Raw genomic sequence first — 15,684 nt, 5'->3', positions numbered from 1 at the left:
GGGCTCGGAGGGGCTCGCCGGGCCGGTTCAGCCCGCCAGCGAGACGTCCTTGCCGGTGACCGTGATGACGACGCCCTCGGGCGTGGCCTCGACCTTCTCCAGGGTCAGGCCCGCCGGTAGCCCGCCCAGCTTCCGGTCGAAGTCCGTCTTCTTGCGGATCTCGCCCTCGAGCCCGGGAATCCCCTCGCCCGGCACCTTGTCGGCGCGCACCCTGATCGTGTCCCCGTCGACGATGCTCACGGTCGAGACGACACTGCGGGTGATCTTCCCGAAGAGCGGCAGCGTGACCGAACCGGTCACCTTCACCTTGCCGTTCCCGCCGTAGGCGACGGTGACATCGTCGTCGGCGGCCTTCGTCAGATCCTGGTAGGTGATCCGGGCGGTGCCCTCGGCCCGCGCGGCGGTCGCGGTCGAATACCCCTCGTCCACCCGGACGTCGAACAGGTCCGCGGTCATCTCCTCGATCCGTACCGGCCGGCCCGCCGCCCTGGTCTCGATGCCGGTGAGCTTGATCTCGACCTCGTCGAACTCCTTGGCCAGTGCCTGCGTCAGGAACGGGAAGCCCTTGACGGACACGTCCGTCGACTCGGCCGTCCCCTCCTGGACCTTGATCCGGTCCGCGGCCTGGGACTCGGCCACATTGACCGCGATCCGGTCGGCCACGACGAAGAGACCACCGAGAACGACGGCGATGACGATCAGTATTCGCAGTGCACGCATGTGTTCGGTGTCCCCCACCTGTCTGACCACGGACGTCCGTCGCATGAACCAGTCCGGACGACACCTGCGCATTGATCGACGTCCGGCGGACGCCGATGGTTCCGAACCTGCCCGCCGGGCAGCCGGCCATGCGCCCGCCGCTACGCGAGCGCGCGGCCGATCAGATACACCGCGGGAGCCGCCACCGTCAGCGGAAGCGCCACGCCCGCCGTCATGTGGACGAAGCGGGAGGGGTAGTCGTAGCTCGCGACGCGCAGACCGATCAACGCGCAGCCACCGGCGGCGAAGCCCAGCAGGGCGCCGTCGGCGCCCGTACCGGTGAGCGCGCCGGCCACCACGCCCGCACCGGCCGCGGCCAGCAGGGACAGCACGACCGAGACCGCGCCGCCCAGCGGCAGCGCACGGGCGAGGGTGGCCACGGCGACGGCGATCGCGCCGACGACCACCGCGTCGTCCGCCGCGGCGAGATGACCGGTCGCGAGGATGGCGAAGGCCGCGGAGGCGACAGTCGCCATCAGCCCCTGCATCCGCTCGTCGGCCCCCGCGCGGCTGCGCAGCTGGAGGACGAGCGTGAGCAGCACCCACACCCCGAGCGCGCCGATGATCGCGGCGGGCGCGTTCCCGTCGCCCGAGGCGAGCAGCGCGGCGTCGGCGGCGAGACCGCCGAGGAAGGCGAGGGCGATGCCCTGGCGGGCGGGCCACATGCCGTTGAGGCGGAACCAGCCCGCCGCCGTGACGGCCTGGAGCAGCACCAGCGGCACCAGCAGCGCGTACGGCCCGAGGGCCGCACCGCCGGCGAGCAGCAGCGCCAGCGCGGCGGTCAGCCCGGCGGGCTGCATGCCCGGCGCGATGATCGGCGAGCGCCCCTCGGCACGGGCGCGCTGTGCGTCGGTGATCCGGGCGTTGCCGCCGACCGTGGGCGGGCTGTAGCCGTCGGCGGGCGCGGGCGCCGCACCGGCGGGGTCCGCCTGGGCGGGAGCCGCCTCCGGCGGCAGCGGCCGCCCCGCCGTGACGGGCCGCAGATACGCGGTCTCGTCGACGGCGGGACCGGAGGGCACGGACTGCGCCGCGCCGCTCACAACAGGCACGCCGTGCCCGTACGCGGGGTCGGCCCCGGGCTGCCCGTACACCTGCCCGTGCGCCGGGCCGGCCGGGGCTTGCCCGTACGCCGTACCGGTCGCGCCCGGTGCCGGGGCGCCCGGCGCGGGGTGCTCCGGTCGCACCACAGTCGGCTGGTACTGGGTGTCCCAGGTCTCGCCCTGCCAGGTCTGCGGCGCCTCGTCGGCGGGGTGCAGCGGCTGCTGCCCGTACGGGTCCTCGTAGGGCGGCGGGTACGGCGACTGCCCGTACGGGTACTGCTGATCGCTGCTCATGCTGTGCTGTTCACCCTCCTGCGAACGGCGGAAGCACCTCGACCGTGCCGCCCTCGGCAAGCCGTACGGTCTCATGGCTCCGGGCACCGACAGGGTCACCGTCGACGAGGAAGGAACACCGCTGCAGTACGCGCGTCAGCTCCCCCGGATGCCGCTCGCGTACCGCGTCGAGCGCCTCCGCGAGCGTGCCCGCCGCGTACGGCTCCTCCGCGACACCGGCCGCCGCCTTGGCCGCGGCCCAATAGCGGATGGTTCCCGCTGCCATAGCGGCACTCCTCTCGTTCGTGTGCGCGCCGCTCACCATGATGGTCTATCGGGCGGTGAGCCAGTCCCCCGGACGGCGCAGCGACTTCTCGCCCGCCGCGTTCTCCGCGTGCCCCATGCCCGGCTCCAGCCACAGCTCGGCCGCCGCCTCACCGGCCTCGGCTGCCGGCATCCGCGGGTGGTCGAGCGGGAAGTACGGATCGCTGTCACCGTGCACGATCAGCAGCGGCGCCGGCGTGATCAGCGGTGACCACCCAGTGGAGTCGCCGCATCGGCGCGGTACCGCGGTAGTACCAGCGGGCGGGGGCGCTCACCGCGGCGACTGCGTCCGTGCGCGCCTCAGTGCGCCCCTCGTGCTTCTGTGAGCCGTGGAGCGCCGCGTGCCGCAGCGCGACCGAGCCGCCCCCCTCCAGCCTTCGGCGTGGGAGGCGCCCCCAGAAGCCGACCGTCACCACCCGCCGGTGCCCGAGGGAGCGCGCCCACTCGACGGCCGCCGCCAGATCCAGCACCTCCCGGTCGCCCACGGTCGACCGCCCGCCCCTTGGCCTGCGACACGGGGCCCAACGGCCGTGTCCACGGAACGAGAAGGTCACGACCCCGGCGTACCCCTGAGGGTCCGTGCTGCGCGGCGCACCGCGGGCCGGTCCACCGAGCCGGTGAAACCGTGCGCGACGACGATCGCGGTGTCCGCCGGGCCTGCCGTCGACGGCTCGTGGAGCGCCTCGGTCCGGACCCCGTCCGATGTCGTCGGAGTTGCGCGCCGAGGTCCGGAAGTGATCCTTGATACGTCCACAGTGTGAAAACGGCCCTCTCCCACCGAACTCATGTGGGTTATTCTGCTGGGCAGAGGATCCGGGCAATGCAGCCCCCGGGTCCTTTTGTGTTTTCCGGCCGTTGTTACAGGCTGGTGAACAAAGCCTCACAAAGGCTCTCGGGCGCGAGAGAGCCGCCGTACGAAGCAGTGCACGTCCTCGCAGGGACCGAGGAGGAACCGACGTCATGGACGAGCGATCCGACGAGCCAGGCCGATCCACCGAACGCAGGACGAACAGGGCAGGTGAGAGGCGATGAGCTCTCTGCTGCTCCTCACGAACGCACTTCAGCCGTCGACGGAGGTGCTCCCCGCCCTCGGACTGCTCCTGCACAACGTACGGGTGGCCCCCGCCGAGGGGCCCGCCCTCGTGGACACCCCGGGCGCCGACGTGATCCTCGTCGACGGCCGCCGCGATCTGCCGCAGGTGCGATCCCTGTGCCAGCTGCTGCGGTCCACCGGGCTCGGCAGCCCGCTGATCCTCGTCGTCACGGAGGGCGGCCTCGCGGCCGTCACCGCGGACTGGGGCATCGACGACGTGCTGCTCGACACGGCGGGGCCCGCAGAGGTCGAGGCGCGGCTGCGCCTCGCGACGGGCCGCCGGCAGATCACTTCCGACGACTCCCCGATGGAGATCCGCAACGGCGACCTCTCGGTCGACGAGGCGACGTACAGCGCGAAACTCAAGGGCCGGGTCCTGGACCTGACCTTCAAGGAATTCGAACTGCTCAAATACCTCGCGCAGCACCCCGGCCGGGTCTTCACCCGGGCGCAGCTGCTCCAGGAGGTGTGGGGCTACGACTACTTCGGCGGCACGCGCACGGTCGACGTCCATGTGCGACGGCTGCGCGCCAAACTCGGCCCGGAGCACGAGTCGCTGATCGGCACCGTCCGGAACGTCGGCTACCGCTTCGTCGCCCCCGAAAAGGTCGAACGTGCGGCCGAAGATGCCAAGGCGAAGGCGGCGGAGACCGTAGCCCGTACGGATGACGCCGCCGACGTGGAGGAAGCGGCCGTACGCCCTGCCCAGAGGTAGGTCACCACGCGTAGACTTCGCGCGTGGCCAAGGTGACGCGGGACGATGTGGCGAGACTGGCGGGGACTTCGACCGCGGTCGTCAGCTACGTCATCAACAACGGACCCCGGCCGGTCGCCCCGGCCACGCGCGAGCGGGTACTCGCAGCGATCAAAGAGCTGGGGTACCGGCCCGACCGGGTCGCCCAGGCGATGGCGTCCCGGCGCACCGACCTCATAGGCATGATCGTGCCCGACGCCCGGCAGCCGTTCTTCGCGGAAATGGCGCACGCGGTCGAACAGGCGGCGGCCGAGCGCGGGAAAATGGTCCTCGTCGGCAACTCCGACTACCGCGACGAGCGCGAGGTCCACTATCTGCGGGCCTTCCTCGGCATGCGGGTCTCCGGACTGATCCTGGTCAGCCAGGGCATGAGCGAGCGGGCCGCGGCGGAGATCGAGGCGTGGGACGCGCGGATCGTGCTGCTGCACGAGCGCCCCGAGGCGATCGACGACGTCGCGGTCGTGACGGACGACATCGGCGGCGCGCAGCTCGCCACCCGCCATCTGCTGGAGCACGGACACGCGTACGTCGCCTGCCTCGGCGGCGTCGAGTCCACCCCGTCGGTCGGCGACCCGGTGGCCGACCACGTCGAGGGCTGGCGGCGGGCGATGCTCGAGTCCGGCAGGTCGGTCGAGGGCCGGCTCTTCCAGGCCCCGTACAACCGGTACGACGCGTACCAGCTCGCGCTGAAGCTGCTGGCCGGTCCGGACCGGCCGCCGGCGATCTTCTGCTCGACGGACGACCAGGCCTTCGGTGTGCTGCGGGCGGCGCGGGAGCTGCGGATAGACGTGCCGGGGGAGCTGGCGGTGGCCGGCTTCGACGACGTCAAGGAAGCGGCGCTGACGGATCCGCCGCTGACGACGATCTCCTCCGACCGGCCGGCGATGGCGCGCGCGGCGGTCGACCTCGTCCTGGACGACGGGCTCCGGGTGGCGGGCTCGCGTCGCGAACGCGTGAAGCTCTTTCCGTCGGGCCTGGTCATCCGCCGCTCCTGCGGCTGCGGCACGCAGCCGTAACGGAAGCGCGGGCGGGTGCGGGCCGCTGCGCGGGGCTGTTCCCCCTCCCCGCCCCTTCCCGAACCGGGGCAGGCCCCGGACCCCCGTACGGCCTTCGGCCGTGCGCTCAATCGCCGGGCGGGCTGGATTCCGCTCCGCGAAATCAGCCCCGCCGGCGATTGAGGCGCGGGTCCGGGCGGAGCCCGGTTCGGGAAGGGGCGGGGAGGGGAGGGGACAAGCCCGCCGCGGGCGGCATCCACCCGCAGCGCTTACATCGGACATACACGGTTCTGCCGGACTTCTCAGCGCCCCCTCAGACCGTTCTCATCCAAGCCCCCGACAGTCGTCACATGAGCACCCACTACCCGCCCCCGCCCCACTACCCGCCCACACCCGCCGCCGCGACCCCTCACCGCGCCAAGGCCAAGCGCCCCGTCGCTCTCATCGCCGCCGTCGCGATCGTCTCCGCGGCCATCGGCGGTGGCGCCTCCGCGCTGGTCGGTGAGCTGGCCGGCGACACCGGCAGCAGCAGCCACGGCTCCGTCGCGACCGGCACCAACGTGTCGCAGAGCAGCAAGGGCACCGTCGCCGGCGTCGCCCAGGCCGTCTCGCCCAGCATCGTCGAGATCAGCGCCGCCTCGAACACCGGCCGGTCCACCGGCTCCGGCGTGATCATCACGTCGGACGGTGAGATCGTCACCAACAATCACGTCATCTCCGGCGCCTCCGCCGTCAAGGTCCGGCTCAACGACGGCAAGACGTACGAGGCGGACGTCCTCGGCACGGACCCCGCCAAGGACCTCGCCCTGATCAAGCTGCGGAACGCGTCCGGGCTGAAGGCCGCCACGCTCGGTGACTCGAGCAAGGTCGAGGTCGGCGACGAGGTCGTCGCGATCGGTTCGCCCGAGGGCCTCACCGGCACGGTGACCAGCGGCATCGTCTCCGCCCTCGACCGCGACGTCACCGTGGCCAAGGACGAGGAACGGCAGCAGGACCCGCGTCAGGGCTGGCCCTTCGAGTACGGCGGGCAGGAGTTCAACGGGGACACCGGCGAGTCGACGACCACGTACAAGGCGATCCAGACCGACGCCTCCCTCAACCCGGGCAACTCCGGCGGCGCCCTGATCGACATGAACGGGCAGATCATCGGCATCAACTCCGCCATGTACTCCCCGAGCGCCGCCACCGGCTCCACCGCCGGCAGTGTCGGTCTCGGCTTCGCGATCCCGGTGAACACGGTCAAGGCCGACCTGGACAGCCTCCGCGCCGGCGACACAAGCGGCACCATCGGCAATTGAGCGCGTGCGAGGCTTGGCCCATGACTGAAGGCGAGCGCGAGCGCATCCTGATCGTCGACGACGAGCCCGCCGTGCGCGAGGCGCTGCGGCGTTCCCTCGCGTTCGAGGGGTACGACACCCAGGTCGCCGTCGACGGCGTCGACGCGCTCGCCCGGGCGGAGGCGTACGCGCCCGACCTGATCGTCCTCGACATCCAGATGCCCCGCATGGACGGACTGACCGCGGCCCGCCGGATGCGGGCCGCGGGATCGACCGTGCCGATCCTGATGCTCACGGCCCGCGACACCGTCGGCGACCGGGTCACCGGTCTCGACGCCGGCGCCGACGACTACCTGGTCAAGCCGTTCGAGCTGGACGAGCTGTTCGCCCGTATCCGCGCCCTGCTGCGCCGCAGCTCCTACGCGGCCGCGGCGGCCGGCGCGGAGACCGCGGAGGACCAGGTGCTGGCCTTCGCCGACCTGCGGATGGACCTCGCGACCCGCGAGGTCACCCGCGGTACGCGCCGGGTGGAGCTGACCCGTACCGAGTTCACGCTGCTGGAGCTCTTCCTCGCTCATCCGCGCCAGGTGCTCACGCGCGAGCAGATCCTCAAGTCCGTCTGGGGTTTCGACTTCGAGCCGAGCTCCAACTCCCTGGACGTGTACGTCATGTACCTGCGGCGCAAGACGGAGGCGGCCGGCGAGCCGCGTCTGGTCCACACGGTGCGCGGCGTGGGGTACGCCCTGCGGACCGGCCCGGAGTGACCTCGTGACGAACAGGTTCCGCGCGCTGCCCCTGCGGTCCCGGCTGGCGCTGCTGGTGGCGACGGCGGTGACGATCGCGGTCGCGGCCGTCTCGACGGTGTGCTGGTTCGTGGTGCACGACAAGTTGTACGACGCCGTGGACGACAAGCTGCTCACCCGGAGCGAGACCCTGGACCTGCGGGCCGTGGCCGTGGCGGCCACGCTGCGCAGCTGCCCGCGGACGGCCGCGCCGCAGGACCAGTTCGCCCCGCCGCGCGACTACTACTTCCAGCTGGTGCGGACCGCCGACGACCGGCCCTGCGTCTTCCCCGTGGACTCCGTCGGCACGGTCGAGGTCGAGGAGAGCGACCAGCAGGTCGCACGGCAGGCGGATCCGGAGATCCTGAGCTACCGCGACGGCACGGACACCGGGGGGCGGCCCGTACGCGTGCTGACCGTCGCCGCGTCCGTGGACACGGGAAACGCGGTCGTCCGGGACACCGCCCTGATGATCGGCGTGCCGCTCGCCGACACCGAACGCACCCTGAACGACCTGGCCCTGCTGCTGCTCGCCGTGTCGGGCGTCGGCGTGGTGGGTGCGGGGATCGCCGGGCTGGCCGTGGCACGCACCGGACTGCGGCCCGTCGACCGGCTGACCGGCGCCGTCGAGCACGTCGCCCGCACCGAGGACCTGAGCGTGCGCATCCCCGTCGACGGGGAGGACGAGATCGCCCGGCTGTCCCGGTCGTTCAACGCGATGACCGCCGCGCTCGCCTCGTCGCGCGACCTGCAGAAGCAGCTGATCGCGGACGCGGGCCACGAGCTGCGCACCCCGCTGACGTCGTTGCGCACGAACATCGAGCTGCTCGCCCGCAGTGAGGAGACCGGCCGGGCGATCCCGGCGGACGACCGGCGGGCCCTGCTGGACTCGGTCACGGCGCAGATGACCGAACTGGCCGCGCTCATCGGTGATCTGCAGGAGCTGTCCCGGCCGGACGTCGGAGCGAGCGGCCGGGTGCAGGTCGTGGCGCTGCACGAGATCGCGCGGACGGCTCTGGACCGCGCGCGGCTGCGCGGACCCGAACTGACGTTCACGGCCGCGCTGGAGCCGTGGTACGTCCGGGCCGACCACTCCGCGCTGGAGCGGGCGCTGGTGAACGTCCTGGACAACGCGGTGAAGTTCTCGCCGCCCGGCGGCGGGGTCGAGGTGGGCCTGCGGGCGGGCGAGCTGTGGGTGCGGGACCACGGGCCCGGCATCCCGCCGGAGGAACTGCCCCATGTCTTCGAGCGGTTCTGGCGCTCACCGTCCGCCCGGTCGCTGCCCGGTTCGGGACTCGGGCTGTCGATCGTGGCCCGTACGGTCCGGGAGGCCGGCGGCGAAGCCGTGCTGACGCCCGCGGAGGGCGGCGGCACCCGGGTTACGATCCGGCTGCCGGGCGCGTCGAGCCCGCCACCGTCCCTCCCTGATGGGCCCGTCCTTGACGGAGCCCCCTGAGGCGCACCGCCCGGCCCGCCCGCTACGGTCGTGTACATGCAGCCTCAGCAGCCGTACCAGCCCCCCGCCCCGCCGCCTCCGCCCGCGCCGCCCACCGCGCCGGCCCGCGGCAGAGGCCCGCTGGTGACCGCTCTGCTCGTCGGACTGCTGGCCGGGGGTGCGGGCGTGGGTGCGGCCTGGGCGCTGACCGGCGGCACGTCGGGCGGGGGCGACGCCGCCGCCGACGCCCGGGGCGCGTGCGACGCGCTGGCCGGCTTCGACGAGTCGAAGTACCTGGCAGAGGGGAACGAGGGGCTGGTCGCGCTCAACCGGTGGCACGGCGCCGTGACGCTGTCCACCGCGGCGGCCGCGGGCGACTCCTCGTACAAGCCGCTCGCGGACGCCCTCCGGCGTGCTGCGGACCGCCATCAGCGGGACATCGAGTTCAACGCCGAGGTGATGAAGGACCTCACCAAGGCCCGCGACCTCTGCGCCGATCTCTGATCCTCCCCTCAGCCGTTGTGCCGGACGAGTGAATCGACCAGCCCGGCCCGGGTGTTCGGGAAGTCCGTCGCGACGATGCCGAGGCGGCGCCAGCCGCGCGCCTCCGGGCCGTCGAGGAACGCGTGGACGCGCGGGTTGAGATCGTCGGAGTTCCAGCGCGGCGGCAGATACGCGGACGTACTCACGTAGTTGACGAACAGCTTGCCCGGCTGCTGCACCGCCCTGCGGAAATGCGCCTCGATCCTGGGGTACTTGTCCCAGGGCGGCGCGTTCCAGTCGTCCTGGATGTCGAACAGCGCGCCGTCCCCGTAACGGACGCCCGGCAGACCGCCGTTGTCGCCGAGGAGCACCACTCGCCCGCGCGCCTCGCCCAGCGCCGGGATGCCGGGGCCGATCCGGAAGAGCGGACGCCAGCCGCGGGCGTCGAGGTAGTCGTCGAAGACCGCGCGGAAGGTGGCGTCGCCGTCCTGCGAGTACTCCTGCTTGACGCGCATCAGCACCGTCTCCGACGGGTGCGCGGCGAGGAAGTTCCAACAGGCGACGAGGACGTCGCCGAACATCATGTTCTGGTACGACGGGCCGTGGTGGATGGCGAACGAGCCGCCGGTGACCCGGCACCGGATGTCGAGGAAGCGGATGCCGCTGTCGAGCTGCTCCGCGATGGTGGTGTTCTGGCACTCGCTCCACAGCCCACCGAAGCGGGCGCCCGAGTCGTGGGTGCCGGGGATCGTCAGCCGTTGCAGGGGGGTCGAGTCGGCCGCGCCGGCCATCCAGTCCTGTGCGGACAGGACCCGGCGCGGTGCGGCGGCGGCGTGGGGGGCGCCGATGAGGGCGGTGGCGGACAGGGCCGCAGCGCCCACGAGGAATCTCCGTCGGTCCATGGCGCGGAGTATGACGCGAGCACGACAATGAGCGCCAGAGCCCGGACGCCGAACGCTCCCCAAGGTCTGGACCGGCCGAAAACCACCCCCGGGGACGCCGACGGGAACACGGACGCGAACGCCGACGGGGCGGCGGGCCACCGGCCCACCGCCCCGCCCGAACCGCACGTCCTACCGCACGATTCCTACCGCACGATGCCTACTGCACGACCGTGATCCGGTCGGCCTTCGGCGGCGCGATCGGCGCCTGGGCCGAGGAGTTGGCCGCCAGGTAGGCGTTGAAGACGTCCAGGTCGGAAGCGCCCACCAGCTTGTTGGTGTGCTCCTTCAGGACCGAGAAGCCGTCACCGCCGCCCGCGAGGAACTCGTTCATCGCGACGCGGTAGCTCTTCGACGGGTCGATCGCCTCGCCGTTCAGCTTCACCGAGTCCACGACGATCCGGTCGGCGCCGGTCTTCGTCAGGTCCAGGGTGTAGGTGAAGCCCTCGGACACCTGAAGGATCTTCGGCGACGCCTCGTTCGCGCCGCTGACCTGCTGCTGGAGCGCGGTGATCAGCTGAGCACCGGTCAGGTCCACGACGTTCATCATGTTGGTGAACGGCTGGACCGTGTAGGCCTCGCCGTAGGTCACCACACCGTCGCCCTCGCTGCCCGACGCCCGGTAGACCAGGTCCGAGCGGATGCCGCCCGGGTTCATCAGCGCCAGCTGCGCACCGCCCTTGTCGGCCGGGGCGAGGCCCGCGAGCTGGGCGTCCGCGATCAGGTCGCCGAGCGGCTTCTCCGGGGTGGTGGCGCCGCGGCCGTTGATGTCCGCGGCGATGAAGCCCTGCGGACGGTTCGCGATCGGCTCGGCCAGCTCGTTCCAGCGCGCGATCAGGTCGGTCATGTCCTGCGCCTTGGGCTGGTCCCGGCGGACGACGTGGTTGGCCGACTGCACCGACGTGCGGACGATGTCCTTGGTGCGGCGGTCGTAGGTGAGCGTGGTGTCCGTGTAGAGCTTGCCGTACGAGGACGCCGAGGTGACCATGCGCGGCTTGCCGGACGGGTCCGGGATGGTGCACACGTACGCCTGGTGGGTGTGGCCGGTGACCAGCGCGTCGACCCGGGGGGTGACGTTCTTGGCGATCTCCGCGATCGGGCCGGAGATGCCGTCGCCCGCACCCGGCGAGTCGCAGTCGTAGTTGTACGCCGACGACGCCGGCGAACCGCCCTCGTGGATGAGCGCGACGATCGACTTCACGCCCTGGCGGTCGAGCTCACGGGCGTACTTGTTGATCGTCTCGACCTCGTCGTGGAAGGCGAGGCCCTTGATGCCGCCCGCGCTGACGATGTCGGCGGTGCCCTCGAGGGTCACACCGATGAAGCCGATCTTGACGCCGTTCTTCTTCCAGACGGTGTACGGCTTCAGGATCGGCCTGCCCGTCGACTCCTTGGTGACGTTGGCCGCCAGGTAGGGGAAGTCCGCGCCCTCGAACTCCTTGCCCTCCTCGTAGCAGCCGTCCTCCGGATGGCAGCCGCCGTTCTGCAGACGGGCCAGCTCGACCGCGCCCTCGTCGAACTCGTGGTTGCCCACGCCCGCCACGTCGAGGTCGAGCTTGTTCAGCGCCTCGATCGTCGGCTCGTCGTGGAAGAGCCCGGACAGCAGCGGGCTCGCGCCCACCATGTCGCCGGCCGCGGCGGTGACGGAGTACGGGCTGCCGTTGCGCGCCTCGCGCAGCGAGGTCGCCAGGTACTCGACGCCGCCGGCCGGGATCGACCGGACCGTGCCGTCGGGCTGGATCTCGGAGACGTTGCCGGCGGAACCGGCCGGCGGCTCCAGATTGCCGTGCAGGTCGTTGAACGAGAGCAGCTGCACATCGACGGTACGGCCGTGCCCGGGGCCGGTACGGTCGCCGGCGGCCGCACCGGCCGGCAGGGCGGCGACGAGCGCGCCGAGGGTCGCGAGCCCGGCGGCGGCCGCGAGAACCCGGCGGCCCCGTCGGGGCGCGCGGTGGTTGGGAGGTGTCGCTGACATCTGTCCCCTTGTCAGTTCCGGCGTCGGTGAGGGCGGGGCAGCCCCCGCGAGCGGCAGCCTAGAGTCAACGCGCGTAGCGCGACAGGGGGATATGGGTTACGACCTGGTTGCCGTCCTCCGCCAACGGGTGATTTGCCGCCGATCACCACACGACGGTCATACCGTCACATGAACGCCCATCGTTGCCGACGACGATGTGACCGCGTACCCGGAGAAACCGGTGAGCGGCGGCGGCTCCGCCGTACCCTCGAAGCATGACGATCGACGCAGTGATTCCGGAGCCCGGCCGGCAGATCCAGCCCCTCGACGAACTCACCACCGGGCAGGCCGACGCCGTGCTGGACGTGCTCGCGGAGGCCGCGCGGTCCGACGGGATGCAGGCCGTCTCCGAGCAGGGGCGGCTCCAGCTGCGCGGCGGGCGCCGCGAGGGCGTACGGCACTTCCTCCTCACCGTCGGCGACCAGCTCGTCGGCTACGCCCAGCTGGAGGACACCGACCCCGTCGAGGCCCCCGCCGCCGAACTCGTCGTGCACCCGGGCCACCGCGGACGCGGACACGGCCGGGCGCTGGGCACGACGGTCCTGGACGCCTCCGGCAAGCGGCTGCGGATGTGGGCGCACGGCGGCAAGTCGGCCGCCCGGCACATGGCCCAGGTCCTCGGGCTGACCCTCTTCCGCGAACTGCGGCAGCTGCGCCGCCCCTTGAGCCCGCAGGGCGTCGCCGAGCCGGTCTACCCGCCCGGCGTCACCGTGCGCACCTTCGTCCCCGGCCGGGACGACGCCGCCTGGCTCGCGGTGAACGCCGCCGCCTTCGCCCACCACCCCGAGCAGGGCTCCCTCACCCAGCGGGACCTGGACGACCGCAAGTCCGAGCCGTGGTTCGACCCGAAGGGCTTCTTCCTGGCCGAGCGGGACGGCGAGATCATCGGGTTCCACTGGACGAAGGTGCACGCGGAGGAGCAGCTCGGCGAGGTGTACGTCGTCGGCATCCGGCCCGACGCCCAGGGCGGCGGCCTCGGCAAGGCCCTCACGGCGACCGGCCTGCGCCATCTCGCGGCACAGGGGCTGCCCACCGCCATGCTCTACGTGGACGCCGACAACCTGGCGGCCCTGCGCGTGTACGAGCAGATGGGGTTCGTGACGCACGAGGTGGACCTGATGTACCGCACGGAGTCCTGAGTCCCCGACAGACCCGAGAGGGGCGGTGTCCGTTGACACCGCCCCTCTCTTGGAACATGCTTCCACTACTCAACTAGTGAAAGGGTGGTGCAGCGGCATGGTCGAGTTCCGGATCGACCGGCGCAGCGGAGTCGCCACATACCTCCAGATCGTGCAGCAGACCGAACAGGCTCTGCGGCTCGGTCTGCTGGAGCCCGGCGACCGGCTGCCGACGGCCCGCGAGGTCGTCGAGGCCACCGCCATCAACCCGAACACCGTGCTCAAGGCGTACCGCGAGCTGGAACGCGCGGGCCTCGTCGAGGCCCGCCGCGGCCTCGGCACCTTCGTGACCGGCACCCTCGGCGGCCAGGCCGCCGACACCCCGCTGCGGGCCGAACTCGCCGACTGGGTGGCCCGGGCGCGCGAAGCCGGCCTGGAGCGGGACGACATCACCGCGCTCCTCACCTCCGTGCTGGAGGAGCGCCCACAGGACGACACCAAGGGGGACGGCGCATGACCGCGACCGCGATCGAGGCCAGGGGCCTCGGCCGAAGCTACGGGAGACGGGGCCGCCGGGCCCTGCACGACTGCTCGTTCCGGGTCCCGGCCGGGCGCGTCTGCGCCCTCGCCGGACCCAACGGCGCCGGCAAATCGACGCTGCTCGCCCTCGCGGCGGGCCTGCTCCGGCCCACCGACGGCACGCTGCGCGTCCTCGGCGGCGCGCCCTCCGACGTACGCGCAGGCATCGCGTACGTCGCCCAGGACAAGCCGCTCTACCCGCAGTTGACGGTCTCCGAGACGCTGCGGCTCGGCCAGGAGCTCAACCCCGGCCGCTGGGACGCGGCCCTCGCCGAAAGCATCGTCGCGGAGGGCGGCGGCCTCGACGGCGACGCGCGGGTCCGAAGCCTCTCCGGCGGGCAGCGCACCCGCGTCGCCCTCGCCCTCGCGCTCGGCAAGCGCCCCGAACTGATGCTGCTGGACGAGCCGATGGCCGACCTGGACCCTCTGGCCCGGCACCGGCTGATGGCCGCGCTGATGACACAGGCCGCCGACCACGGCACGACCATCGTCATCTCCTCGCACATCCTGTCCGAGCTGGAGACCACCTGCGACTACCTGCTCCTCCTCGACGGCGGCCGCGTCCGCCTCGCCGGCGAGACGGAGGACCTGCTCCTGGCCCACACCCTGCTCACCGGACCGGCCGGCGACCTGCCCGGCGGCACGGTCGTCGAGTCACGCACGACGGGCCGTCAGCTGACCGCGCTGGTACGGGGGTCCGGCGCGGTCGGCGACGACTGGCGAGCCGCGCAGCCGTCCCTGGAGGAACTGCTCATGGCCCATCTGCGCAGCCCCGACGCCCCGGCCCTGCTCACACCGAGCGCGGACCCCGCGACGGAGGTGGCGGCATGAGCGCGCCGGCCACCACCCGTCCGCGGCTGCGCGGCGTCACCTGGGTCGTCGTCCGGCAGCACCGCCGGATCCTGACCACCATGGTCGTGCTGCTGGCCGTCGCGACGCTCGTGACAGGCGGACTGCGGGTCGCGTACGAGGCGACGGCGTACAGCGCGGACACCGGCCTCTTCACACGGTTCGCCTTCCACGGCGGGCTCTCCGCCGTCGCCGACTTCTTCGCCAGGGCCGCCCCGCTGCTGCCGCTGCTCGTCGCGGCCGTCGTCGCGGGGCCGGTGATCGCCCGGGAGCTGGAGAGCGGAACGTACAAGCTGGTCTGGTCGCAGTCGGTGCCGCCCGCCCGGTGGTTCGCCGCGAAGACCGCGGTGCCCGCGGCGGCCGTGGCCCTCGCCGGCGCAGGCGTCGTCGTGCTCTTCCGGGTCCTGTGGGGCCCGACGGCGAGCGACTACCGGCTGAGCTGGCACGAGCGGCAGGTGTTCCTCGCCCTCGGGCCGACACTGGTCGCCCACTGTCTGCTCGCGGTCGCCGTCGGCGCTCTCGTCGGCCTGCTGGTGCGCCGCACCATGGCCGCGATGTCCTCCGCGGGCCTGGTGACAGGGGCGGTCATGCTCGTCATGACCTGGTTGTCGGGCAGTCTGTGGCCGCCCGTCACCGTCGAGCAGCGGGGCCTGCGGCACGAGGGCTGGTGGGACAGATACGTGACCGACGAGGGCCTGCTGACCTCCGCCGGGGAGCGTCTTCCCCCCACCACGTGCTCCGGTCCGGCGTACGAGTACGAGACATGCCTCGCCCGGCACGACGTGGTCGGCCGCTACTGGGACTACCATCCCGACTCGCACCTCTGGCCGCTCCAGCTCGTCGAGAGCGGCGTCGTCCTCGCCCTCGCCGGCGCGGTGGCCTGCGCGGCGTTCCGGATCTTCCGCCGCCGCCACGCCTGACCGGGTCCGACCCGCCGGGAATGGCAGGAACAGGCCCCCGGGACGACT

General features: G+C 72.4%; 15 protein-coding genes and 1 pseudogene. 10 read left to right on the top strand and 6 right to left on the bottom strand.

Annotated elements, in window-relative coordinates:
* Nucleotides 1-27 precede the first annotated feature (27 nt).
* The 4 genes and pseudogenes from ACFYOP_RS05650 to ACFYOP_RS05635 all read right to left on the bottom strand — a co-directional run bounded on the left by ACFYOP_RS05650 (nt 28) and on the right by ACFYOP_RS05635 (nt 3,183).
* Complete coding sequence (locus tag ACFYOP_RS05650) at nt 28-720, bottom strand: DUF2993 domain-containing protein (RefSeq protein WP_356898682.1); 693 nt, start codon at nt 718-720, stop codon at nt 28-30.
* A 140-nt stretch (nt 721-860) separates the two neighbouring features.
* The gene (locus tag ACFYOP_RS05645) at nt 861-2,093 is read right to left on the bottom strand and encodes a hypothetical protein (RefSeq protein WP_356898681.1); all 1,233 of its coding nucleotides are present in this window, start codon (nt 2,091-2,093) and stop codon (nt 861-863) included.
* A gap of 10 nt (nt 2,094-2,103) precedes the next feature.
* Complete coding sequence (locus tag ACFYOP_RS05640) at nt 2,104-2,358, bottom strand: MoaD/ThiS family protein (RefSeq protein ID WP_356898680.1); 255 nt, start codon at nt 2,356-2,358, stop codon at nt 2,104-2,106.
* A gap of 45 nt (nt 2,359-2,403) precedes the next feature.
* Nucleotides 2,404-3,183, bottom strand: a pseudogene (locus tag ACFYOP_RS05635) (alpha/beta hydrolase).
* Between the two features lie 241 nt (nt 3,184-3,424).
* Here ACFYOP_RS05635 and ACFYOP_RS05630 point away from each other — a divergent pair.
* From ACFYOP_RS05630 to ACFYOP_RS05605, 6 genes are all read left to right on the top strand, one after another.
* The gene (locus ACFYOP_RS05630) at nt 3,425-4,204 is read left to right on the top strand and encodes a response regulator transcription factor (RefSeq protein ID WP_356898679.1); all 780 of its coding nucleotides are present in this window, start codon (nt 3,425-3,427) and stop codon (nt 4,202-4,204) included.
* A gap of 23 nt (nt 4,205-4,227) precedes the next feature.
* Nucleotides 4,228-5,259: a LacI family DNA-binding transcriptional regulator gene (locus tag ACFYOP_RS05625; RefSeq protein ID WP_356898678.1), complete on the top strand. Its 1,032-nt coding sequence runs from the start codon at nt 4,228-4,230 to the stop codon at nt 5,257-5,259.
* Nucleotides 5,260-5,588: 329 nt separating this feature from the next.
* Entirely contained in the window at nt 5,589-6,536 is a 948-nt protein-coding gene (locus ACFYOP_RS05620; RefSeq protein WP_388450916.1) for a S1C family serine protease, read from the top strand.
* Nucleotides 6,537-6,556: 20 nt separating this feature from the next.
* Nucleotides 6,557-7,279 carry a response regulator transcription factor gene (locus ACFYOP_RS05615; RefSeq protein ID WP_356898677.1) on the top strand — a complete coding sequence of 241 codons (723 nt, stop codon included), beginning with the start codon at nt 6,557-6,559 and terminating at the stop codon, nt 7,277-7,279.
* Nucleotides 7,280-7,283: 4 nt separating this feature from the next.
* Nucleotides 7,284-8,753 carry a HAMP domain-containing sensor histidine kinase gene (locus ACFYOP_RS05610; RefSeq protein WP_356898676.1) on the top strand — a complete coding sequence of 490 codons (1,470 nt, stop codon included), beginning with the start codon at nt 7,284-7,286 and terminating at the stop codon, nt 8,751-8,753.
* 36 nt (nt 8,754-8,789) lie between these two features.
* Nucleotides 8,790-9,236, top strand: coding sequence for a hypothetical protein (locus ACFYOP_RS05605; RefSeq protein ID WP_356898675.1), 447 nt, complete (start codon nt 8,790-8,792; stop codon nt 9,234-9,236).
* 8 nt (nt 9,237-9,244) lie between these two features.
* On the opposite strand, the gene ACFYOP_RS05600 is transcribed toward ACFYOP_RS05605, so the two are convergent.
* Together ACFYOP_RS05600 and ACFYOP_RS05595 are read right to left on the bottom strand one after the other, a co-directional pair.
* Nucleotides 9,245-10,117 (bottom strand): phosphatidylinositol-specific phospholipase C, encoded by an 873-nt coding sequence (locus ACFYOP_RS05600; RefSeq protein WP_356898674.1) that lies wholly within the window; start codon nt 10,115-10,117, stop codon nt 9,245-9,247.
* A gap of 199 nt (nt 10,118-10,316) precedes the next feature.
* Entirely contained in the window at nt 10,317-12,131 is a 1,815-nt protein-coding gene (locus ACFYOP_RS05595; protein ID WP_356898673.1) for a bifunctional metallophosphatase/5'-nucleotidase, read from the bottom strand.
* 254 nt (nt 12,132-12,385) lie between these two features.
* On the opposite strand from ACFYOP_RS05595, the gene mshD reads away from it, so the two are divergent.
* From mshD to ACFYOP_RS05575, 4 genes are all read left to right on the top strand, one after another.
* Nucleotides 12,386-13,309, top strand: a complete 924-nt coding sequence (mshD, locus tag ACFYOP_RS05590; RefSeq protein WP_356898672.1) for a mycothiol synthase — start codon at nt 12,386-12,388, stop codon at nt 13,307-13,309.
* Nucleotides 13,310-13,406: 97 nt separating this feature from the next.
* Nucleotides 13,407-13,805 (top strand): GntR family transcriptional regulator, encoded by a 399-nt coding sequence (locus tag ACFYOP_RS05585; RefSeq protein ID WP_356898671.1) that lies wholly within the window; start codon nt 13,407-13,409, stop codon nt 13,803-13,805.
* A complete protein-coding gene (locus tag ACFYOP_RS05580; protein ID WP_356898670.1) occupies nt 13,802-14,698 on the top strand; it encodes an ABC transporter ATP-binding protein in 897 nt (298 codons plus the stop codon). The genes ACFYOP_RS05585 and ACFYOP_RS05580 overlap by 4 nt, the downstream gene beginning before the upstream one ends.
* Nucleotides 14,695-15,636 carry an ABC transporter permease gene (locus ACFYOP_RS05575; protein WP_356898669.1) on the top strand — a complete coding sequence of 314 codons (942 nt, stop codon included), beginning with the start codon at nt 14,695-14,697 and terminating at the stop codon, nt 15,634-15,636. The genes ACFYOP_RS05580 and ACFYOP_RS05575 overlap by 4 nt, the downstream gene beginning before the upstream one ends.
* The last annotated feature ends 48 nt before the right edge of the window (nt 15,637-15,684 follow it).

The organism is Streptomyces sp. NPDC006294, assembly GCF_042870895.1.
Lineage (GTDB): Bacteria > Actinomycetota > Actinomycetes > Streptomycetales > Streptomycetaceae > Streptomyces.
Note: the sequence above shows the minus strand (reverse complement) of the source record. Positions and strands in the feature narration are given on the sequence as shown.

Excerpts from the sequence above, each read along its gene's own strand:
- ACFYOP_RS05650 (WP_356898682.1), bottom strand. The coding sequence starts at position 720 with ATGCGTGCACTGCGAATACTGATCGTCATCGCCGTCGTTCTCGGTGGT.
- ACFYOP_RS05645 (WP_356898681.1), bottom strand. The coding sequence starts at position 2,093 with ATGAGCAGCGATCAGCAGTACCCGTACGGGCAGTCGCCGTACCCGCCG.
- ACFYOP_RS05640 (WP_356898680.1), bottom strand. The coding sequence starts at position 2,358 with ATGGCAGCGGGAACCATCCGCTATTGGGCCGCGGCCAAGGCGGCGGCC.
- ACFYOP_RS05630 (WP_356898679.1), top strand. The coding sequence starts at position 3,425 with ATGAGCTCTCTGCTGCTCCTCACGAACGCACTTCAGCCGTCGACGGAG.
- ACFYOP_RS05620 (WP_388450916.1), top strand. The coding sequence starts at position 5,589 with ATGAGCACCCACTACCCGCCCCCGCCCCACTACCCGCCCACACCCGCC.
- ACFYOP_RS05615 (WP_356898677.1), top strand. The coding sequence starts at position 6,557 with ATGACTGAAGGCGAGCGCGAGCGCATCCTGATCGTCGACGACGAGCCC.
- ACFYOP_RS05605 (WP_356898675.1), top strand. The coding sequence starts at position 8,790 with ATGCAGCCTCAGCAGCCGTACCAGCCCCCCGCCCCGCCGCCTCCGCCC.
- ACFYOP_RS05600 (WP_356898674.1), bottom strand. The coding sequence starts at position 10,117 with ATGGACCGACGGAGATTCCTCGTGGGCGCTGCGGCCCTGTCCGCCACC.
- ACFYOP_RS05595 (WP_356898673.1), bottom strand. The coding sequence starts at position 12,131 with ATGTCAGCGACACCTCCCAACCACCGCGCGCCCCGACGGGGCCGCCGG.
- mshD (WP_356898672.1), top strand. The coding sequence starts at position 12,386 with ATGACGATCGACGCAGTGATTCCGGAGCCCGGCCGGCAGATCCAGCCC.
- ACFYOP_RS05585 (WP_356898671.1), top strand. The coding sequence starts at position 13,407 with ATGGTCGAGTTCCGGATCGACCGGCGCAGCGGAGTCGCCACATACCTC.
- ACFYOP_RS05580 (WP_356898670.1), top strand. The coding sequence starts at position 13,802 with ATGACCGCGACCGCGATCGAGGCCAGGGGCCTCGGCCGAAGCTACGGG.
- ACFYOP_RS05575 (WP_356898669.1), top strand. The coding sequence starts at position 14,695 with ATGAGCGCGCCGGCCACCACCCGTCCGCGGCTGCGCGGCGTCACCTGG.